This is a genomic window from Agilicoccus flavus, from assembly GCF_014857905.1.
GTDB lineage: Bacteria > Actinomycetota > Actinomycetes > Actinomycetales > Dermatophilaceae > Agilicoccus > Agilicoccus flavus.
Map to the genome: position 1 here is coordinate 25464 of NZ_JACYXE010000001.1, position 19767 is coordinate 45230.

Consider the following 19767-nt stretch of genomic DNA (forward strand, 5'->3'; position numbering starts at 1 on the left):
ATCTGGCCTATGACGGTAACGCCTCCGCCGGTACGTGGGAGAACCGCCGTGAGCCCACCGAGCGCATCAGCCCCGTGCGGGCGCCGGCTCCGGCGTGAGGAAGCCGTCGGCGACGAGCCGCCGCAGGGTGGGTGTCGTCCGGGTCAGGAGGTCGGCGGCGTCGACGTCGAGCAGCGCCGCGATGGCGACGAGCGCGGCCCGGGCGGTCAACTCGCCGTCGCAGACCCCGACGAGCGCGGCGGTGGCGGTGTCGACGCGGTGGGTGAGGCGCAGCCCGCCCCCCTGCCCGAGGAGGATGACCTCCGGGTCGGTGGCGCCGGGCCGGGCGTGCCGTTGTTCGATCACGTCCGGCGCCACGTGCCAGGCGACGTCGAGGACCGCGTCGTCGTCGAGACCGGCGAGGCGGTCGCGCGCGGCGAGCCCGGCAGCGATCGTCGGCCCCATCGGGCGCGTGACCGGGCCGCTCACCTCCTGGAGGTCGACGAAGGGCTCGCGCGGCGCGAGCGGTCGGTGGAGCGCGGCGACCCCGAACCCGATCCGCGCGACGCCGCGGGCGTCGAAGTCGTCGAGCCACGCCGCGTACAGCTCGTCGTGGATCCACGAGCCCGGCTGGTGTCCGCCGTCGCGGGCCCACATCTCCGCGTACTGCGCCGGGTCCTGCTCGTCGCGCTGGACGACCCAGGCGTCGAGCCCCGTGGGCTCGAGCCACTCCCGCCAACGGTCGCGCCAGTCGGCGTCGGCGGCGATCTCCCAGTTGCCGATGAAGAGGGCCACCCCGCCCGGGGCGAGGACGTCGCCGACGCCCCGCACGAGCCCGGCGACGATGTCGTCGCCGTGCGCGCCGGCGTCGCGGTACTCGAAGTCGGGCACCCGGGTGCCACGCGGGGTGATGACGAACGGAGGGTTGCTCACGACGAGGTCGAACCGCTCCCCCGCGACCGGCGCGAGCATGTCGCCCGCTCGCACGTCCCAGTCCGACCCGGCGAGGGCGGCGTTGAACCGGGCGAACCTCAGGGCACGGTCCGACGTGTCGGTGACGACCACGCGGTCGGCGTGCGCGTCGAGGTGCAGGGCCTGGATGCCCGACCCGGTGCCCAGGTCGAGGGCCGCGCGGACCGGGGTGCGCGGCGTCCACGAGGCGACCGTCAGGGAGGCGCTGCCGACGCCGAGCACGTGGTCGGGTTCCAGCGCCGCCCCCATGGCCGCGTGCGTGAGGTCGGAGGCCACCCACCACGCGTGCGTCTCGTCGGCGTGGGGTTGCAGGTCGCAGCACGCCCGCAGGCCGGCGCCGGTGCGCTCGGCGAGGTCGAGGGCGACGAGCCCGTCGCCGCGCAGGGTGGGCAGGGCCGCGTCGACCTCGTCGAAGTCGACCTCCAGCCCGAGGGTGAACAGCCGCACGAGCGCCCCGAGCGGCGTCGGGTGCGCCCGGGTGAGCCGCTCCGCGGGGAACGGCTGTTCGCGGCGGAGGGCGGCCGTCGCCGTCGGGCCGAGGTAGGCCTCGAGCCCGTCGACGGTGAACCCGACGGCCGTGAGGTCGGCGCGCAGGCGCGGCAGCAGCGTCGTCTCGACGCGCGGGGTGGGTCGGGTCATGCGCGCCAGTCCACCACGCCCCGCCCCGTCCGCCCCAGCCCGACCCGGGTGGTCGGGCGGGCGGGTCGAGCAGGACCGGGTCAGTCCGGGAGCTGCCCGGTCGTCGCGACCGTGGTGGCGACGGCCCGCAGCTTCATGTTGTGGTCCTGGGAGTACCTCCGCAGGACCGAGAAGGCCTGGTCCTTGTCGATGGTGAAGCGCTCCATGAGGATGCCCTGGGCGATGCCGATGACGTGGCGGCCGTCCATCGCGTCCCGGAGCTCCGACTTCGTCTTCTCGGTGGCGAGGGCGACGGAGGCGTGACCGGCGAACAGGGTGCCGTACGCCGCGTCACCGTCGTGGGAGAACCGGTGCGGACGGCCGGAGTACAGGTTGAGGCAGCCGAGGGGGCCCCGCGCCGTGAACAGGCGGACGGACAGCACGCTGCGGATGCCGAGGGCGGCGACGCGCTCGCACCACGGCGACCAGCGGGGCTCGGTGACCGTGTCGCCGATGACGAAGACGGCCTCCTTCGCGATGGCCTCGAGGCAGGGGCCCTCCCCCACGGCGATCTGCTCGGTGTCCGCCCGCTCGACGACGGGATCGGTGGCGGCCGCCGTCTCGACGGTCCCGCCTCGGTGCAGGAGCATCACGCCCGCGTAGTCGGCCTCGAGCTCGCGACGGGCGAGCTCGGCGATCATCTCGACGGTGGCCTCGACGCCGTCCTGGCCGTGCAGTTCACGCAGGAGGTGGCCGAAGTCCATGGTGCGCCCGCTCACGCGGCCCACCGGCGGAGGAGGCGAGGGGGTACCGCAACGGCATCGAACACGTCCCGCCGCACGGGAATTTCGGACATGTCAGGCATTGTCGAATTCTAAGCGACGCGAGTGGTGCTCCGAGCCCGAGGTCAGACGTGGGCCGGGACGCCGTCCTCATCGGTCAGGCCGCGCCGCAGCGACGTGAGGATGCGGGTCAGCAGCCGCGACACCTGCATCTGCGAGACGCCGATCTCGGTCCCGATCTGTTCCTGGGTCATGCCGCGGACGAAACGCAGGAGGAGGATGCGCCGGTCGCGCTCGTCGAGCGCGTCGAGCACCGGGCGGAGCGTCTCGAGGTTCTCGACCTGGCGGTAGCTGTCGGCGTCGTCGACGAGCAGGTCGGCGAGGACGGGTCCGTCCTCGCCGGGCCCGGGCGCGTCGATCGACAGGGCGCTGTACCCGCGGTCGGCGATCTCGGCCTCCGCGAGCTCGGCGACGCTGACGCCGAGCACCTCGGCGATCTCCTCGCTCGTGGCGGGGCGGCCCTTCGACTGCAGCAGGTCGCCGGCCGCGGACAGGGCCGCGCTGCGCAGCTCCTGCAGGCGTCGCGGGGGCCGGATCATCCAGCCGAAGTCGCGGAAGTGACGCTTGACCTCGCCCGAGATGGTGGGGACGGCGTACGCGAGGAAGCCGGGCCCCTCGCCGGGGCGGTATCCCTGGGCGGCCTTGACCAGGCCCAGGTAGGCGACCTGCGTGAGGTCGTCGGAGTCGATGCCGCGCGAGCGGTACCGGGAGGCGATGGACTCGGCGACCGGCCCGTTGATGAGGACGACCTGATCCAGGAGCCCCTGCCGGGCGTTGCCGGTGAGGTTCAGGGCCTCGGCGAGCAGTTCGTCGGTCCGGGCCTCGCGCTCCGTCGGATCGAGATCACCGACCTTGCGACCGTCCAGCCATGTCGGCAGATGGGCGGCGGCGGAGAAAAGGGTTCCCGGCACGACGGGCTCCTGACACGCGTCAGACACAGTGGCTCGCAGGGCTGAACCACGCTGAAAAAGTATCCAGGAAACACGGTATAACGCAAGCGACCGCCCACGGTTCGGACGGGACGAGGAGGGATGTTCGTCCGGCGTTCACGCGCAGGTGGCAGGGCTACGGAGCGGTCGTTTCGGGTACGGCGAGGGACCGCCCCGGAGGAGAACGGAGCCGGCGCACGGATCGTTCCCCCCGTCCCGGGACGGTCCGGAGGCACGTCGAGACCAGAAGGGGGTCGACGCCCGCGAGGGCACAACGGCGCATCCGGTCCTGCCGGGGTCCGGCCCGACGGCGGAGTCCGGTCCGATCCGGCGGCGTCCCGTCGCCGGCCGGGGTGCGGGCCTCAGGCGGGCGGGGTGGGTGCGGGCAGGTCGCCCAGGGACCGCGCGGCCGCTTCGAGGTCCTCGTCGAGGGCGAAGACGTCGTCGAGGCCGGTGATGGTGAGCAGCCGGGCGATCCGCGTCGGGACGTTCGCCAGCCGGACGTCGCCGCCGTTGGCCCGGGCGGCGCGCAGCAGTCCGACCATCATGCCGAGACCGGGCGAGTCGACGAACGTCATCGGCCCGAGGTCGAGGACGATGCGGAAGGTCCCGGCCCGGAACCGATCGTGGACGGCGTCGCGCAACTGCGACACCGAGGTGACGTCGAGATCGCCGGTCACCGTGATGACGACGGGGGCGCCCGGCTCGGGGCGGGACTGCTCCGGATCCACTGTGCGCGACATCTCCTTCATGGCCTCATCTCACTGTATCGACATCGGGTCGGTCGTCCAGCCGCCGGGCGGTCCTTGCGCACGTCGGCGCATGGGCCGCCCCGCGTCGTACTCCCACGCCCCGCCCCGTGGCGGGCCTGTCGGTGCCGGCGCCTACCGTGTCGCCCATGCCCGGCTCCCCCACGACCTCCGCCGACGCCGACGCGGCCCGCGCGGCGGCGGTCGCGCTCGAGCCCGGCCGCGGACGGGTCACGCACGTGCGACGGGTCGAGCCCCGGAGCGGACGGAGCGTCGCCCGGCCGGAGTGGGTCCACCCGCGGTTGCGGGCCGCGCTCGCCGACGAGGGGGTCGGCGAGGTCTGGGCCCACCAGAACGCGTGCGCGCAGGCGTTGCGAGACGGCCGGCACACGATCGTGTCGACGGGCACGGCGTCGGGCAAGAGCCTCGGATACCTGCTCCCAATCCTCACCGCGCTCGCCGAGGGCGCCGACCGGGTGCCCGGGCGCGGGGCCACGGCGTTGTACGTCAGCCCGACGAAGGCGCTGGGCGCGGACCAGCGCGAGCGCGTCCACGCCCTCGGTGTCCCGGGCGTCCGCGCCGCCACGTACGACGGCGACACCCCGGCCGACGAGCGGCGGTGGATCCGACGGCACGGCACGTACGTGCTGACCAACCCCGACATGCTGCACCACGGCATCCTGCCCGGGCACCCGCACTGGGCGCCGTTCCTGCGGTCGCTGGCCTACGTCGTGCTCGACGAGTGCCACGTCTACCGCGGGGTGTTCGGCGCGCACGCCGCGGCGCTCGTCCGCCGGTTGCGGCGGGTGTGCGCCCTGTACGGCGCGGACCCGACCTTCGCCCTCGCCTCGGCGACGGTCGCGGACCCCGGGGGCCTCGCGCGGGCGCTCGTGAGCGCGCAGGTGGAGGTCGTCGACGACGACGCCTCTCCGCGCGGGGCCACGACGTACGTCCTGCTCGATCCCCACGGGGACGGGGTCGACCCGCCCGGGCCCCCCGGGAGCGACGCCGGGGACCGGCGCGGGCGGCCGACCGGCCCGGGTGAGCCGACCGGCCAGGGTGGGCCGGGCGGGCCGGCCGTTCTGGGGGAGCCGGACGAGCCGACCGCCGACGTCGGCCCGGAGGCCGCACCCGGACAGGCTCGCGGGCCGCGTCCGGGCACGTCGACGCAGGCGGCTCGGCTGCTCGCCGACCTCGCGCGGGCGGGGGTCCGCACGGCGGCGTTCGCCCGGTCCCGCGCGGGGGCCGAGGTGCTCGCCGCGACCGCGCAGCGGGAGCTGGCCGACGTCCCCGACGTGGCGGCCCGCGTGGCCGCCTACCGGGGCGGCTACCTCCCCGAGGATCGCCGCGCGCTCGAGGAGGCCCTGCGCACCGGCCGCCTGCTCGGACTCGCCACGACGAGCGCGCTCGAGCTCGGCATCGACGTCAGCGGTCTGGACGCCGTCGTCCTGTCCGGGTGGCCGGGCACGCGGACGGCGTTCCGGCAGCGCGCCGGCCGGGCCGGACGCCGGGGGCGGTCGTGTCTCGTCGTCCTCGTCGCGGGAGAGGACCCCCTCGACGCCTACCTCGTCGCCCACCCGGAAGCGGTCCTCGACGCCGACGTGGAGGCGTGCGTCCTCGACCCGGCCAACCCCTACGTGCTCGGCGGGCACCTGCTGGCGGCGGCGGCCGAGGCGCCGCTGACGGCGGAGGACGCCGCGTGGTTCGGGCCCTCCACGGTGCCGCTCCTCGACGACCTCGCCTCCCGCGGCCGACTACGCCGGCGACCGCATCCGGGCTCGCGCCCACGGCGGGTCGAGAGCTCGCCCGACGCCGACCCGACCGGGTGGTTCTGGACGGGCCGGGGTCGTCCCACGGACGAGGTGCCGCTGCGGGGCACCGGCGAGACCGTGCGCATCGTCGAGCGCGGCACGGGCCGCGTGGTCGGGACGGTCGACGCGCCGCGCGCCGACGCGGCCGTCCACACGGGCGCCGTCCACCTGCACCAGCAACGGCCCTACGTCGTCACCGACCTCGACCTGTCGCAGGGGGCCGCCCACGTCGTCGCCGGCGACCCGGGGTGGAGCACCCAGGCCCGGTCGGTCAGCGCCTTCGACCTCCTGCGCGAGCAGCACCGGGCGGAGTGCGGGCCGGTCACGCTGTCCTTCGGGTCGGTGACGGTGCGTTCGCAGGTGACGTCGTTCGTGCGGCGGACGCCGAACGGGACGGTCCTCGGCGAGCACCCCCTCGACCTGCCCGAGCGGGTGTTCCACACGAAGGGCGTGTGGTGGACCGCGACGCCGGAGTCGTTGGCGGGGGTCGGCATCGGCCCGGACGCCGTGCCGGGGGCCGCGCACGCCGCCGAGCACGCGGCGATCGGGATGCTGCCGTTGCTCGCCGCGGTCGACCGGTGGGACATCGGCGGGGTGTCGACCGCCCTGCACCCCGACACGGGCCTCCCGACGATCCTCGTCTACGACGGCCACCCCGGCGGCGCGGGTTTCGCCGAGCGCGGCCACGCACTGTGGCGGGCGTGGATGGAGGCGACCCGTGACGCGGTCGCCGCGTGCCGGTGCCGCGACGGCTGCCCGTCCTGCGTGCAGTCGCCCAAGTGCGGCAACGGCAACTCCCCGCTCGACAAGCGCGGTGCGGTGGCCCTGCTCGACCTCGTGCTCGCGCACGCCCCGGACCCCCCGCCCGTCCGCACGCCGTGACCGCGGCCCGGTCGGTCGTGCGGACCCGGTCGTGGGCGGACCCGTCGTGGGCGGGCCGGTCGTGTGCGGACCCGTCGTGGGCGGGCCGGTCGTGTGCGGACCCGTCGTGGCGGGCCGGTCGTGGGCGGACCCGTCGTGGGCGGGCCGGTCGTCGGCGGGCCGGTCAGGGGGCCCGGGCGGATTCTCGTGGTGGGCCCGCGCGTGCCTGGGCCACGGCCGGTCCGAGGCGGCCCGCGAGCCCCGGGGTCGGCACCTGGACCGAGACGACCACCTCGGCCCCCTCGACGGCGCAGGTGAGAGGCGTGGCCCGGTTGGCCCGGGCCACCGCGGACGCGGCAGCGCACGCGAGACCCGCCCCCGACCGCGTGACCGGTGCGGCGGATGAGGTCGAGGTGGCCGGCGCGGCCGGGGTGGACGACGTGGTCCGGGTGGACGCCCCGACCAGGCGGGCGGCGCCGGCGAGCGCGGCGAGATCCGCCGCCGAGCGGGCCCGGTGGGTCGCGAGGACGACGCCCGCCAGGGTGAGTCCGGCGATGCCGAGGGTGAGCGCGCACGCGAGCAACCCCACGACGACCACCGTGGCGCTGCCCCGCTCGGATTCGGCGTCGTCCGCGGCGGGCCTCACCCGGGTCGCGCTCATCCGCCCGTCACCGCCGAGGCGGGCTCGAGCGGCATGGTCGCCTCGGCGCGCGGCCGCAGCGCGTCGGTGAGCACGCCGAGGACGGGCCGGTCGGGGGCGCTCACGCGGACGACGACGGCGCCGTCGCCGGCCGAGGCGACCTCGATCCGGGCGCCCGCCGGCGCCAGGCCGGCGCCGATCGCCCGGACGACCGCGGGGTCGTCGCCGCGCGACGCGGCCCGGGCGCCCGCCCGGGCCGCGTCGACGCAGCGGACGTGGTCCACGACGCACGTGATCGCGGCGAGCACGGCGGCCAGCACGACGACGATCACCGGCATGAGCACGGCGAACTCGGCCGTGACCATCCCGGCCTCGTCGTGGCGCCCACGCCCGCCGCACCGGGGGCGACGCGGGCGCCGGACACGGCCGGCACCGCGCTCGCGGCGGGGCGTGCGGACCACGTCGGTCATCGTCAGGCCCGGGTGGCCAGCGCGGAGGTGAAGGCCTCGACGATGCCCTGGCGGACGCCCGAGTCCTGGACGACGACGAACAGCAGCGCCGCGAAGGCGCACGCGGCGAGGGTGCCGACGGCGTACTCGGCGGTCGTCATGCCGTCCTCGACGCCGGGCGTCGCACCCGCGCCGGTCGGCGAGTCCGGGTCGGAGCAGGGGTGGCCGAGCGTCGTGACGGCGGGAGTGCGGTCCGGCGTGGTGCGCCCGACGGCGGTGATGGAGTGAAGGGATGACATGAGATGTCCTTTCGATGCGGTGGTGAGTTCGAGGCGAACCACTCCACCGTCGACCGGGCCGAACCTGCGCGGCGGGCGCCGGTGCCGGCGCTGTGGACTCCCCCGGTCGAGCGGCGGCCGCCGACGTCCTGTGGGACGGCGCCCCGCCGCCGCGCCCGGGCTCACGAACCGAGCAGGTCGCCGGTCAGCGCGACGACGATCGGGGCCACGGTCGTCAGCAGGAAGGCCGGCAGGAACGTCAGTCCGAGCGGGAGGACGACCCGGACGCCGAGGGCCGCGGTCGCGAGCTCGAGGCGCGACGCCTCCCGCCGACGGACGTCGTCGGCGGCGCGTTCGAGCAACTCGGCGGGGGCCGCTCCCACGCGGGCGGCCAACGCCAGCGCCTGGGCCGCCGGGGCCCAGGCGGCGGGCACCGCCTGCCACGCCTGGGCCTCGTCGAGCCCCCAGCGCCGGGCCGCGGCCACGCTGAGCAGGTGGGCGCCGCACTCGTCGGGGGTCGCCCGCCCGACCGCCTCGAGCGCCTCGACGACGCCGCACCCCGAGCGCAGGACGAGCGCGAGCAGGTCCATCGCGTCGGCGACCCGCACGGCCGGGACCCGCCCGGCGCGGCGACGCCGCGGGAGCAGTCGTTCGGCGATCGCGCCGACCCGCGACGACGGCCATGCGAGGACCGCCGCGGCGAGCAGGAGCGCCACGACGAGCCGCGGGCTCACCAGCGGCCTCCCCGCGACAGGGCGGGCCCCCGCAGGGTGGCCGCGACCATCCCGGCCACCCACCACCGCCCCAGCAGCACGAGGAGCACCCCGCCGCCGAGCATCGCGGCGGCCGCCGGCGACGACAGGTAGACCGACCCGAGGTCCAGCCCGAGCAGCAGCGCGAGCGCGGGCCCGCCGAGCGGCAGGGCGGTGAGCACCGACATCGTCGCCCGCGCCCCGGCGACCGCGACCTGCGTCCTGCGCCGCTCGTCGCGGCCCTGCCGGAGCAGGTGGACCGCGGTGCGGGCGGCGGCGGACAGTGACGCGCCCGAGCTCTCGCTGAGCGACCAGGCCCGGGCGAGCAGCTCGACCTCCGGCGAACCGGTCCGCCGGGCGACGTCGGCCCAGCCGGCGGCGAGGCCGTCGCCGGCCCGGGCCCGCGCGAGCAGGAGCGGCAGGGCGTCGTCGACGCGTTCGGTCCGGGCCGGGGACGACCGCCGCCACGGACTCGGCGCCCCCGCTGCGCGCCACCGGGCACCGGCGCCTCCCGCCGCGGGGCCACCGGCCGATTCGGCCCGGACGGCCGTGCGCACGGCGGCGACGGACGCCAGCGCGTCGAGGGGACTCGCCCCGGCCCCGAGGGCCGCGTCGAGCGACTCCACCACCTCGATGAGCGCCTCGACCTCGCGCTCTGCGGCGCGTCGATCCGGACGCAGCCGCCGGCCGGGCCGACGTCGCCCGCCGCCCCCGCCTCGACGGGCGGCGCCCGGCAGCACGGCGCGGACGAGCCCGCCCGCAGATCTGGAGGGCACGAGCAGCACGGCGGCCGCGGCGAGGAGCGCGACGACCCAGGCGGCGCTCACGGGCCGAGACGGCGCGGGCCGGCGTCGAGCCCCAGCAGCGCCGCGAGCATCCCCCAGCCCGGCTCCACCGCGCCCGGCGGCGCGCCGTCCGGGCGGGCGCCCAGGGGTCCGTCCGCCCCGCCGCCCCCGCCGCCGCCGGGGTCCAGGGCCGCCCACCCCTCGCGGGGCCGGAGCAGGGCCGGGCGGGCCGCGAGATCGCCCCGGTCGGCGTCGAGGACCCAGACCCCGTCGACGACGCGCTGCGCCCCGACGCGTCGGACGTGGACGACCACGCTCAGGGCCGTGCGCAGCTGCGCCCGCGTGGCGGTCGGACTCATCCCGGCGAGCGCGCCGAGGGCCTCGAACCGGGCGACGACGTCCCCGCCGGTGTTGGCGTGGATCGTGCCGCACCCGCCCTCGTGCCCCGTGTTGAGGGCGGTGAGCATGTCGCGGACCTCCGGCCCGCGCACCTCCCCGAGGGCCAGCCGGTCGGGCCGCATCCGCAGGCACTGGCGGACGAGGACGACGAGGTCGACCCCACCGCGCCCCTCGACGTTGGCGGGACGCCCCTGCAGGTGGACGACGTGCGGGTGGTCGACGGCCAGCTCGCGGACGTCCTCGACGAGGACGATCCGCTCGTGGGCGGGGACGAGCCCCAGCAGGGCCGCCAGCAGGGTCGACTTGCCCGCCCCGGTGCCGCCGCTGACGACGTAGGACACCTTGGCGGCGACGAGGGCCCGCAGGACGGCCAGCCAGGCCGGCGGCGCCAGGCCGAGGGCGCCGAGCCGGTCGAGGTCGGCCGCGCCGTGCCGCGGGATGCGCAGGCTCACGTGGGCCCCACCCTCGACCAACGGTGGGAGGAGCGCGTGCAGGCGGATCCCGCCGGGCAGGAGGCCGTCGACGTAGGGGCACGCGTCGTCGAGTCGCCGCTCGGCGAGCCCGGCGAGGCGGACCGCGAGCCGGCGCGCCTGCGCATCGTCGAGTGGCGCGACGTGGGCCGGCTCGAGCCCGGCCCCGCGGTCGACCCAGACGCCGCCGGCGCCGTTGACGAGGACGTCGGTGACCCGACGGTCGGCGAGCAGCGGGTCGAGCGGACCGGCCCCGAGGACCTGGGCGTGCAGGTCGGCGCGGGCGAGGCGGTAACCGTCCGCGTCGGCCGGGCCGGCGGCTGCGAGGGCGTCGACGCGCCGCGGCGTGGGCGGGCGACCGGCCCGGATGTGTTCCCACACGGCGGAGCTCACGCCGACCTCCCGCGACGCACCGCGGCCGGGGCCGGTGCACGGCCGACGAGCTCGCGAGGCCTGCCGCGGGTCCGGCGGCCCCGGGGTCGCCCGTACAGGCGGTCGATCCCCTGCCCGGCCGCGGCCGCGGCCCGGCCCCGGCGCCCCGGCGGGGACCCGTGGGCCAGGTCCGTCGCCACGCGAGGGTCGTGCGGCCACGCGAGCAGCAGCGGCATGTCGAGGGCAGAGGCCACCGCCTCGGCGAGGTCGTCGCCGCCGCGCGGCACGGCCTGGGCCAGCCACCAGCGGTCGACGTGATCGTCGAGGGCGGCGTGGACGGTGCTCGCGGCGGCCAGCGCGGTCGGGGTGTCGCCCACGAGGAGGACGACGTCGTCGAGGCGCGGCAACAGCGCCGGCAGCTCGGGATCGCCCGGCGGCGGCAGGTCGACGACGACGAGGTCGACCCGGGGCCGCAGGGACTCGAACACGAGGTCCCACGCCTCGCCCGAGGGGGTGGCGACGGCGGCGCGTGGGAACGAGAGCACCGCGACGTCGCCCACCCGGGGCAGGCGGTCGACCAGGGCGGCGCCCGCCAGGCCGGGACGCTGCTCGCCGCAGGTGACGAGGTCACGCCAGCCGAGCCCGGCGGCGTGATCGAGTCCGAAGACGACGTCGACACCGCCCCCGAGGGGATCGGCATCGACGCACGCGGCGGCGCCCCAATCGGTGAAACGGGTCGCGAGGCAGGCGGCGAGGGTGGAGGTCCCGACGCCGCCGGACGCGCCGACGACCCCGAGTGTGCGAGCGAGAGCCATGCCGCCCACCGTCCCCGGCCCGTCCCGCGCCGGGCGGCGACGGCGATCGCGGGCGGTGGACACCCGCCGGGTGGACGCGCACGGCGACGGGCTGTGGAGGGGGCCGAGCGCCCTCCACGCGGGAGGTGAACGGCGGGAGAATGAGGGTGGCCCCCGCTGGGGGGACAGCGGGGGCCACCAAACGCGCCAAGCCCCGGGGGGGAGGAGCTGGTGCGCCGCGCTCGACCCGTAGGGAGCGCTGAGACCAATCATGTAGGTCGGTCGCCCGATACGCAAACGCCCCCACCGGCCCACGGGCCGTGTCGTCGGACGAGCGTCCGGGTCGACAAGGACACCTTCCTTGCCCATGGGTGCAGCACAGGCCTGTGAGCAGCGATGATGACGAGACCGAGGCGGCGTTGCCCACGCGGATCCGCGCTCGAAGACTCCGTCCGCCCGAAAAGTTTGCGCAAAACGACGCGCCGTCGGGGCCCCTCACGCGACACGCCGTCTCGACAGGACATGGGCCGGGTCGCCGTCGCGTGACAGGGATGTCCCGACGAGGACGGTGCCAAACGGTCGGCGCGTACCCCCCCACCCGAGCGCACCGCTGCGCCACGGCGCCCCTGCCTCCCGTCGCGGCCCGCGGACCACGCCCGCCGTGCCGGTCACCCGGTGAGGCGGGGCCGGTCAGCCCAGTCGGCCGGCGCGGACGGCGTCGGCGACACGGGTGCCCTCGTCGCAGCCGTCGACGACGGCCTGGCCGACGTGACGCACCCACAGGGCGACCCCGGGCCGCCCGCCGGAGCCGTAGGCCGACAGGGCGCCGAGGTAGGCGGTCGCGCCCGCGCGTCGGTGCCCGGCCTCGGGCACGGCGACGGCCGTGACGTCGAGTCCGCGCCCGACGAGGACCGCACGCTCGACCGCGCGGGCCACGAGTCCGTTGCCGGCGGTGAACGGCCGGGCGTGGGCGAGCTCGGCGTGCACGAGGGCCGCGGCGACGAGGGCGGGCACGTCGTCCGCGCGCAGCAGGGCGAGCACGCCGTCGAGCCGCGCGCTCAGCGCCGGGCCGCCGTCGGGGGCCGGCCCGAGGTCGACGAACTCCGCGCACCCCTGCCCCGGCCCGCGCGGGCGGCCCAGGGAGTCCGGCGCGGCGAGGTCGGCGCCCGCGGCCAGGTGCAGCCGGGCGAGCGCCCGCAGGGGGGCCCGCGAGACGTCGGAGGTCAGCCGGTCCGCCTCGAGCGTGGCCCGGACGGCCCCGCGCAGTGTCGGCAGCACTCCGGTGAGCGGGTCTGGCCAGGCGGCCGCACCGATGACGAGATCGCGGACGATCGCCACGTCGCTGCGGGCGCCGTCGAGCTCCGCGCTCGCGTGGGCCCCCCGCACACGCGATTCCGCGGCCGCCTCCGGGGTCCGGCGGCGCAGCCCCTCGTGCCACCGCAGGGAGGTCGCGGCCTCGCGGGCCGCGTCGGCCGCCGCGGCGACCTCCGGCCACCCTGCGACGACGCGCGCGGCCGCGACGAACTCGGACCCGCGCTGCGACACGCCCGCAGCCTACATTCGAGCCATGCTCACCCTGCCGCTCGACGTGCCCGTCGGGGTCCTCGGGGGTGTTCTCGTGACCATCGCGGTGCTGTCGTGGCTGCTCGTGCGGGGCCTGCACCGCCGGCGCGCCCCTATGACCTCGGTCGCCACGAGCGTGACGTACCAGGCGCTCTCGACGACCTCCCACGCCGCGCGGCACCTGCGCGACGGCCTCACCGCCCCCGCGGCGGCGCGGGCCGCGCGGGACCTGCGCCCCCTGCTCGGCGTGGAGGCGGTGGCGTTCGTCGACTCGGGCGGCCCGCTCGCGTGGGAGGGCGAGGGCGATCACCACGGTGAGCAGCTCGCGCGCCACTCGGAGGAGGTGCTCGCCACCGGTCGCACGGTGCGCCTCGACCACCGCGCCCTCGCCTGCGCCGACCCCGACTGCCCGATCGACGACGCGATCCTCGCCCCGATCGTCTGCGACGACCGCGTCGTCGCCGCCCTGGGCTCGTACTCCCGCCACGTCTCGGCGGACCTCGTCCTCGCCACCGAGGCGGTGGCCGGGTGGGTGTCGACGCAGGTCGAGCTCGCCGAGCTGGGCCGCGAACGCAGCCGCGCCGTCGAGGCGGAGCTGCGGGCCCTGCGCGCCCAGATCAGCCCGCACTTCGTGTACAACTCACTCGCCGCCATCGCCTCGTACGTGCGCACCGACCCGGAACGGGCCCGGGAGCTGCTGCTCGAGTTCGCCGACTTCACCCGCTACTCCCTGCGCGGCTCCGAGCAGTTCGCCACCCTCGCGGACGAGCTCGTCAACATCGAGCGCTACCTGACCCTCGAGCAGGCGCGGTTCGGCGACCGGCTCGAGGTCGTGCTGCTCGTCGCCCCCGAGGCGTTGACGGTCTCGCTGCCCACCCTCGCCGTCCAGCCCCTCGTCGAGAACGCCGTCCAGCACGGCATCGAGGCCAAGGTGGACCCGGGCACCATCACCATCACCGCGATCGACCGGGGCACCGAGGTCGAGATCGCCATCGAGGACGACGGGGTCGGCGCCGACCCGCAGGCGGTGCGCCACGTGCTCGCCGGCACGGGCTCCCGCGACCACGTGGGGCTGGCCAACGTCGACGTCCGCCTCCGGCAGACGTACGGGGACGCGTACGGCCTCGTCGTCGAGACCGCCCCGGGGGCCGGCACGCGCGTGAGCTTCCGCGTCCCCAAGTTCTCGGTGCGCACCCACGGGCTGCCCGTAACCTGATGGACGTGTCCGCCTCCTCCGCGCCGCAGTCGTCGCGGCCGGCCGCAGCTCCCGCCGCCGGCGCCCCGCGGCCGGTCGGGCTGCGCGCCCTCGTCGTCGACGACGAGCGACCGGCGCTGTCGGAGCTCGCCTGGCTGCTCGACCAGGACGACCGGATCGCGCAGGTCCGCACGGCCTCCAGCGGCGCCGAGGCGCTGCGCCGGCTCGACGCCGCCCCGGCCGACGTCGTCTTCTGCGACATCAAGATGCCCGGCCTCGACGGCATGGATCTCGCGCGGGTGCTCTCGCGCTTCGCGGAGCGGCCCCAGATCGTCTTCGTCACGGCCTTCGAGGAGCACGCGCTCGACGCCTTCGAGGTGTGGGCCACCGACTACGTCGTCAAGCCCGTCCGCCCGGCCCGGCTCGCCGAGAGCGTCCGCAAGGTCGTCGCGCTCACCGAGCGGCACGCCCCGACCGTCCCGTCCGCCGAGTCGGCCTCCGACCCCGACCAGGACGAGACGATCCCCGTCGAGCTGGGCGGCGTCACCTCCTTCGTCCACCGCTCGCAGGTGCGCTACGTGCAGGCCCACGGCGACTACACGCGACTGCACACCCGCGACGGCTCCCACCTCGTCCGGCTCTCGCTCAGCCACCTCGAGGAGCGGTGGTCCGAGCACGGTTTCGTCCGCATCCACCGCAGCACGCTCGTGGCGCTCGCCGCGATCACGCAGGTCCGCCTCGAGGAGGGGCGGCGCATCGTCGTCCTCGACGACATCGAGCTCCAGGTGAGCCGGCGCCACTCCCGCGAGCTGCGCGACCGGCTCCTGCGCCTGCCCGGACGGCGGCCGCGATGACACCCGGCACCCCCGCCGCGCCGGCCGCGGGCCCGGCCGCGTGAGCGTCCCCGGGCCGCTGGGGCCCGACGCGTCGGGGACCGGGGCCGACGGCGACGTGGGCCGGGTCGGCGGGGTCACCGGGATCGACGACGTCCGCGGGGTCGACGAGATCGACGACATCGGCAGGGTCGACGAGATCGACGACGTCGACGCGGTCGGCGGGTCCCCGGCGCCCCGGCGCGTCCGGGTGACCTCCCCGCGGCACGGCGCCGCCGACCGGCCCGTGGCGCGGCCGCGGGCGCACGAGATCGACGAGGAGACGGCGCTCGGCGAGGTCTACCTCGCGGCGCTCCTGCGCAGCCAGCGCCGCCTCGCGCTGCTCGTGCTCGGGCCCACGGTGCTGGCGACGCTCGCGTCGCTCGCCCTCGTCCTCGCGACGACGGCCGGGGACGACGGGGGCGTGTCTGTGGGCCTGGACTGGGTGCTCGTCGGCGTCGTCGGCTACCCCCTCATGTGGCTCGGCGCGTTCCTCTACGCCCGGGCGGCCGACCGCGTCGAGGACGAGTTCGTCGAGCTGCTGCGGCGCCGATGAGCCCGCGACGCCCACCGTGCCCGGCGGTTCCGCCGCGGCCCCTGGCCCTGCCGGTGGGTCGGCGATGAGCGCGGCCGGCGCGTGGGCGGCGGGCCTCGTCGGGCTCGTGTGCGTCCTCACCCTCCTCGGCGGGGCCTACGGGCTGCGCCTCTCGCGCACGACGTCCGACTTCTACGTCGCCGGACGCACGGTCACCCCGTGGTGGAACGCCTCCGCCATCGGCGGCGAGTACCTGTCGGCGGCGTCCTTCCTCGGGGTCGCCGGGCTCGTCTACGCGGGCGGGGTCGACATGCTGTGGTTCCCCGTCGGCTACACGCTCGGGTACCTCGTCCTGCTCGCGCTCGTGGCCGCCCCGCTGCGCCGCTCCGGCGCCTACACCGCGCCCGACTTCGCGCAGGCACGCCTGGGCAGCCTGCCCGTGCGCCGCCTGGCCAGCGTGTTCGCCGTCGTCATCGGCTGGGCCTACCTGCTGCCCCAGCTCTACGGAGCGGGGCTCGCACTGCGCAGCCTCACGGGGGCGCCGTCGTGGGTGGGGGCCGCCCTCGTCGCGGTCGTCGTCACCCTCAACGTCGTGGCGGGCGGGATGCGCTCGGTCACCCTGGTCCAGGCGGTCCAGTACTGGGTCAAGCTCATCGCCCTCGCCGTGCCCGCGCTCGTCCTGCTCGGCGTGTGGCTCGCGTCCGGGACGCCGACGCCGCACCTGCCGACGCCCGCCGACGTCGGCCTCGACGGCGCCGGCGGCGCGGTGGGAGACCGGGCCTACACGATCCTGTCGACCCTGCTGGCCCTCTGCCTCGGCACCATGGGCCTCCCCCACGTCGTCGTGCGCTTCTACACCAACCCCGACGGTCGTGCCGCGCGGCGCACCACGGTGCGCGTCGTGGCCCTCCTCGGTCTCTTCTACGTCTTCCCACCCCTGTACGCGTTGCTCGCGCGCGTCTACGTGCCGCAGCTCCCGCCGGGGGTCAGCTCCGACGCGATCGTCCTGCTGCTGCCCTCGGCCGTCGTCCCGGGCGGGCTCGGGACTGCGCTGACGGCCGTCCTCGCGGCGGGCGCGTTCGCCGCCCTCCTCTCGACGGCGTCGGGCCTGGCCGTCGCGGTGGCGGGCGTGCTCGACCAGGACGTCGTCCGCCCCGCCCTCCTCGCCGTGACCGGCGGCGACGCGACGGGCATCCAGAGCTTCCGCCTGGCCGCCGGCGTCGCCATGGTCGTGCCGTGCGCCGTGCTGCCGCTCGTCGACGACATCGGCCTCGCCACGAGCGTCACCCTCGTCTTCGCCGTCGCCGCCTCGACGTTCTCGCCGCTGCTCGTCCTCGGGGTCTGGTGGCGCGGGCTGACGGCGCCCGGCGCCGCGGCGGGCATGGTCGTCGGCGGCGTGTCGTCACTCACGGCGCTCGGTCTCCGCCTGACCGAGGCCGTGCCGGCGGGCGAGGACCGCCTCGGGCTGTTCGTCGCCTCCCCGGCCGCCTGGACCGTCACCGCCGCCTTCGTCACCGCGATCCTCGTGTCGCTCGCCACCCCGGAACGGGTTCCGCGGGGGTCGCTCGCGATGCTCGCCCGCCTGCACACCCCCGAGCGCGTCGACCTCGCCCGCCTGCGCCCCTGAGACCGCCCGGCCACGGCCACCGTTCGTCGCGCCCCGCAGCCCGTTCGGCGACGGCCCGTTCCCGGTCGCCCGGTCGAGCGCCCCCACCGGGCGCGCCACGGCGTGTCCGGGGCGAATCCGGCCGCCCCGATGGTCAGAGTGGTGCCCTCCGACCGGCGGCCGCCGGCCGGGTCGCCCCACCCGGAGGTCCCCATGGCGCCCAGCGCTCCGGCGGAGAACGGCCGGGAGTACGGCGAGGCAGGCTCGCACGGGTACGAAGCCGTGCAGAACAGCGACGAGTTCCAGGATCTGCGCCGCCGCTTCCGCGGCTTCGTCTTCCCGTGGACCGCGTTCTTCCTCGTCTGGTACTTCCTCTACGTGATCCTCGCCGCCTACTTCCCCGCCTTCATGTCGACGAAGCTGTTCGGCAACATCAACGTCGGTCTCGTGTTCGGGCTGCTGCAGTTCGTGACGACGTTCGGCATCACGATCCTCTACGTGCGGTGGGCCGACCGGGAGTTCGACCCGCGCGCCGAGGCCATCCGCGACCGCGTGCTCGGCACCCCGGGCAACCCCACCGCACCGGGAGGTGAGCGGCCGTGAGCAGCGTCGTCCACACCGCGCAGAGCGTCGGCAACCCGGCGCTGAACATCGGCATCTTCGCGCTCTTCGTCGCGGTCACGCTCGGCATCGTCATCAAGGTGGCCTCGGGCAAGAAGACGGCCGCCGAGTACTACACCGGCGGCGCCGCGTTCTCGGGGCGCCAGAACGGCATCGCCATCGCCGGTGACTACCTGTCGGCGGCCTCGTTCCTCGGGATCGCCGGCGCCATCGCGCTCCAGGGCTACGACGGCTTCCTCTACTCGATCGGCTTCCTCGTCGCCTGGCTCGTCGCGCTCCTGCTCGTCGCCGAGCTCATGCGCAACACGGGCCGGTTCACGATGGCCGACGTGCTGTCGTTCCGCCTGCGTCAGCGGCCCGTCCGCATCGCGGCCGCCACGTCCGCCCTCGCCGTCTCGTTCTTCTACCTGCTCGCGCAGATGGCGGGCGCCGGCGGCCTCGTCTCGCTGCTGCTGGGGCTCGACGGCCGGGTGGCGCAGTACATCGTCATCGCCGTCGTCGGCGTCGTCATGATCGGCTACGTCATGATCGGCGGGATGAAGGGCACCACGTGGGTGCAGATGATCAAGGCGGTCCTGCTCATCGCGGCCACGTTCATCATCACCGTGTGGACGCTCGGCAAGTTCGGCTTCGACTTCTCGACCCTGCTGCAGGCGGCCGTCGACCGCTCGCCCGAGGGGTCCAAGATGCTCGACCCGGGCCTGCGGTACGGCAAGAACGGCACGACGAAGCTCGACTTCATCTCCCTCGGCCTCGCGCTCGTCCTCGGCACCGCGGGCCTGCCGCACGTGCTCATCCGCTTCTACACGGTCCCCACGAGCAAGCAGGCCCGCAAGTCCGTCGAGTGGGCGATCTGGCTCATCGGCGGGTTCTACCTGCTCACGCTCGTCGTCGGTTACGGCGCCGCGGCCCTCGTCGGCCCGGAGCGGATCAAGGCGGCACCCGGTGCGGCCAACTCGGCCGCCCCGCTGCTCGCGTACGAGCTCGGCGGGTCACCGCTGCTCGGGATCATCTCGGGGATCGCGTTCGCGACGATCCTCGCCGTGGTCGCGGGCCTGACGATCACGACGAGCGCGACGTTCGCGCACGACATCTACAACCAGGTCATCCGGCGCGGCGAGGCCACCCCCGGCGAGGAGGTCCGGGTGGCGCGCATGGCGGCCCTCGTCGGCGGCGTCGTCGCCATCGTCGGCGGCATCCTCGCCTACGGGCAGAACATCGCGTTCCTCGTCGCCCTCGCGTTCGCCGTCGCGGCGAGCGCGAACCTGCCGACGATCCTCTACTCGCTGTTCTGGAAGCGCTTCAACACCCGCGGGGCGCTGTGGAGCATCTACGGCGGCCTGGGCTCGACCCTCATCCTCATCCTGTTCAGCCCCGTCGTGTCGGGCAAGCCCGCCGACCCCAAGACCGGACTGAGCACGTCGATGATCACCAACCCGGCCATCGACTTCCACTGGTTCCCGCTCGACAACCCCGGCATCGTCTCGATCCCGCTCGCCTTCTTCCTCGGCTGGCTCGGCTCGGTGACGAGCAAGGAGTACAACGCCGCGAAGTACGCCGAGATGGAGGTCCGCTCCCTCACCGGCGCCGGCGCCCACAACCAGGCGTTGGAGCACTGAGGACACACCGCACGGTGCGTCACGGGGCCGGAACGGGATCTCTCCCGTTCCGGCCC

Annotated in this window: 19 protein-coding genes; 7 read left to right on the forward strand and 12 right to left on the reverse strand. The window is 76.0% G+C overall.

The features are described 5' to 3' along the window. Positions 1-66: 66 nt before the first annotated feature. The 4 genes from ICW24_RS00105 to ICW24_RS00120 all read right to left on the reverse strand — a co-directional run bounded on the left by ICW24_RS00105 (position 67) and on the right by ICW24_RS00120 (position 4092). Positions 67-1590 carry a DUF7059 domain-containing protein gene (locus ICW24_RS00105; protein WP_226343689.1) on the reverse strand — a complete coding sequence of 508 codons (1524 nt, stop codon included), beginning with the start codon at positions 1588-1590 and terminating at the stop codon, positions 67-69. 80 nt (positions 1591-1670) lie between these two features. Then, positions 1671-2348, reverse strand: coding sequence for a GAF and ANTAR domain-containing protein (locus ICW24_RS00110; RefSeq protein ID WP_226343690.1), 678 nt, complete (start codon positions 2346-2348; stop codon positions 1671-1673). Between the two features lie 128 nt (positions 2349-2476). Continuing rightward, positions 2477-3322 (reverse strand): sigma-70 family RNA polymerase sigma factor, encoded by an 846-nt coding sequence (locus ICW24_RS00115; RefSeq protein ID WP_226343691.1) that lies wholly within the window; start codon positions 3320-3322, stop codon positions 2477-2479. A 380-nt stretch (positions 3323-3702) separates the two neighbouring features. Further along, entirely contained in the window at positions 3703-4092 is a 390-nt protein-coding gene (locus tag ICW24_RS00120; RefSeq protein ID WP_226343692.1) for an STAS domain-containing protein, read from the reverse strand. A 146-nt stretch (positions 4093-4238) separates the two neighbouring features. Between ICW24_RS00120 and sftH the strand changes: the two genes are divergently transcribed. Next, positions 4239-6782, forward strand: coding sequence for a DEAD/DEAH box helicase (gene sftH, locus ICW24_RS00125; protein WP_226343693.1), 2544 nt, complete (start codon positions 4239-4241; stop codon positions 6780-6782). Positions 6783-6945: 163 nt separating this feature from the next. Here sftH and ICW24_RS00130 read toward each other — a convergent pair whose 3' ends face one another. The 8 genes from ICW24_RS00130 to ICW24_RS19480 form a co-directional block, all read right to left on the reverse strand. Beyond that, positions 6946-7422 (reverse strand): pilus assembly protein TadG-related protein, encoded by a 477-nt coding sequence (locus ICW24_RS00130; RefSeq protein WP_226343694.1) that lies wholly within the window; start codon positions 7420-7422, stop codon positions 6946-6948. Next, on the reverse strand, positions 7419-7766 hold the full coding sequence (locus ICW24_RS00135; protein ID WP_226343695.1) for a TadE family type IV pilus minor pilin: 348 nt from the start codon (positions 7764-7766) through the stop codon (positions 7419-7421). Before ICW24_RS00135 ends, ICW24_RS00130 begins: the two co-directional genes overlap by 4 nt. Positions 7767-7873: 107 nt before the next feature. Continuing rightward, positions 7874-8149: a DUF4244 domain-containing protein gene (locus tag ICW24_RS00140; RefSeq protein ID WP_226343696.1), complete on the reverse strand. Its 276-nt coding sequence runs from the start codon at positions 8147-8149 to the stop codon at positions 7874-7876. Between the two features lie 161 nt (positions 8150-8310). Next, a complete protein-coding gene (locus ICW24_RS00145; RefSeq protein WP_226343697.1) occupies positions 8311-8862 on the reverse strand; it encodes a type II secretion system F family protein in 552 nt (183 codons plus the stop codon). Then, positions 8859-9707, reverse strand: coding sequence for a hypothetical protein (locus ICW24_RS00150; RefSeq protein ID WP_226343698.1), 849 nt, complete (start codon positions 9705-9707; stop codon positions 8859-8861). The genes ICW24_RS00145 and ICW24_RS00150 overlap by 4 nt, the downstream gene beginning before the upstream one ends. Then, the gene (locus ICW24_RS00155) at positions 9704-10927 is read right to left on the reverse strand and encodes a TadA family conjugal transfer-associated ATPase (protein ID WP_226343699.1); all 1224 of its coding nucleotides are present in this window, start codon (positions 10925-10927) and stop codon (positions 9704-9706) included. Before ICW24_RS00155 ends, ICW24_RS00150 begins: the two co-directional genes overlap by 4 nt. Then, entirely contained in the window at positions 10924-11721 is a 798-nt protein-coding gene (locus ICW24_RS00160) for a CpaE-like family protein (RefSeq protein ID WP_226343700.1), read from the reverse strand. The genes ICW24_RS00155 and ICW24_RS00160 overlap by 4 nt, the downstream gene beginning before the upstream one ends. A gap of 669 nt (positions 11722-12390) precedes the next feature. Next, on the reverse strand, positions 12391-13245 hold the full coding sequence (locus ICW24_RS19480) for a Fic family protein (RefSeq protein WP_226343701.1): 855 nt from the start codon (positions 13243-13245) through the stop codon (positions 12391-12393). Positions 13246-13267: 22 nt separating this feature from the next. Here ICW24_RS19480 and ICW24_RS00170 point away from each other — a divergent pair, with 22 nt between their 5' ends. The 6 genes from ICW24_RS00170 (at position 13268) to ICW24_RS00195 (ending at position 19711) form a co-directional block, all read left to right on the forward strand. Continuing rightward, entirely contained in the window at positions 13268-14479 is a 1212-nt protein-coding gene (locus ICW24_RS00170) for a sensor histidine kinase (protein WP_226343702.1), read from the forward strand. 5 nt (positions 14480-14484) lie between these two features. After that, positions 14485-15312 carry a LytR/AlgR family response regulator transcription factor gene (locus ICW24_RS00175; protein WP_372360440.1) on the forward strand — a complete coding sequence of 276 codons (828 nt, stop codon included), beginning with the start codon at positions 14485-14487 and terminating at the stop codon, positions 15310-15312. A 40-nt stretch (positions 15313-15352) separates the two neighbouring features. After that, positions 15353-15886, forward strand: coding sequence for a hypothetical protein (locus ICW24_RS00180; protein WP_226344351.1), 534 nt, complete (start codon positions 15353-15355; stop codon positions 15884-15886). 64 nt (positions 15887-15950) lie between these two features. Further along, positions 15951-17492, forward strand: a complete 1542-nt coding sequence (locus ICW24_RS00185; RefSeq protein WP_226343703.1) for a sodium/solute symporter — start codon at positions 15951-15953, stop codon at positions 17490-17492. A gap of 192 nt (positions 17493-17684) precedes the next feature. Beyond that, positions 17685-18074 (forward strand): DUF485 domain-containing protein, encoded by a 390-nt coding sequence (locus ICW24_RS00190; RefSeq protein ID WP_226343704.1) that lies wholly within the window; start codon positions 17685-17687, stop codon positions 18072-18074. After that, positions 18071-19711 (forward strand): monocarboxylic acid transporter, encoded by a 1641-nt coding sequence (locus ICW24_RS00195; protein ID WP_226343705.1) that lies wholly within the window; start codon positions 18071-18073, stop codon positions 19709-19711. Before ICW24_RS00190 ends, ICW24_RS00195 begins: the two co-directional genes overlap by 4 nt. Positions 19712-19767: the final 56 nt, after the last annotated feature.

Coding starts and splice junctions, on each gene's coding strand:
- ICW24_RS00105 (WP_226343689.1), bottom strand. CDS start 1,590: ATGACCCGACCCACCCCGCGCGTCGAGACGACGCTGCTGCCGCGCCTG.
- ICW24_RS00120 (WP_226343692.1), bottom strand. CDS start 4,092: ATGAAGGAGATGTCGCGCACAGTGGATCCGGAGCAGTCCCGCCCCGAG.
- sftH (WP_226343693.1), top strand. CDS start 4,239: ATGCCCGGCTCCCCCACGACCTCCGCCGACGCCGACGCGGCCCGCGCG.
- ICW24_RS00130 (WP_226343694.1), bottom strand. CDS start 7,422: ATGAGCGCGACCCGGGTGAGGCCCGCCGCGGACGACGCCGAATCCGAG.
- ICW24_RS00135 (WP_226343695.1), bottom strand. CDS start 7,766: ATGGTCACGGCCGAGTTCGCCGTGCTCATGCCGGTGATCGTCGTCGTG.
- ICW24_RS00140 (WP_226343696.1), bottom strand. CDS start 8,149: ATGTCATCCCTTCACTCCATCACCGCCGTCGGGCGCACCACGCCGGAC.
- ICW24_RS00160 (WP_226343700.1), bottom strand. CDS start 11,721: ATGGCTCTCGCTCGCACACTCGGGGTCGTCGGCGCGTCCGGCGGCGTC.
- ICW24_RS00170 (WP_226343702.1), top strand. CDS start 13,268: ATGCTCACCCTGCCGCTCGACGTGCCCGTCGGGGTCCTCGGGGGTGTT.
- ICW24_RS00185 (WP_226343703.1), top strand. CDS start 15,951: ATGAGCGCGGCCGGCGCGTGGGCGGCGGGCCTCGTCGGGCTCGTGTGC.
- ICW24_RS00190 (WP_226343704.1), top strand. CDS start 17,685: ATGGCGCCCAGCGCTCCGGCGGAGAACGGCCGGGAGTACGGCGAGGCA.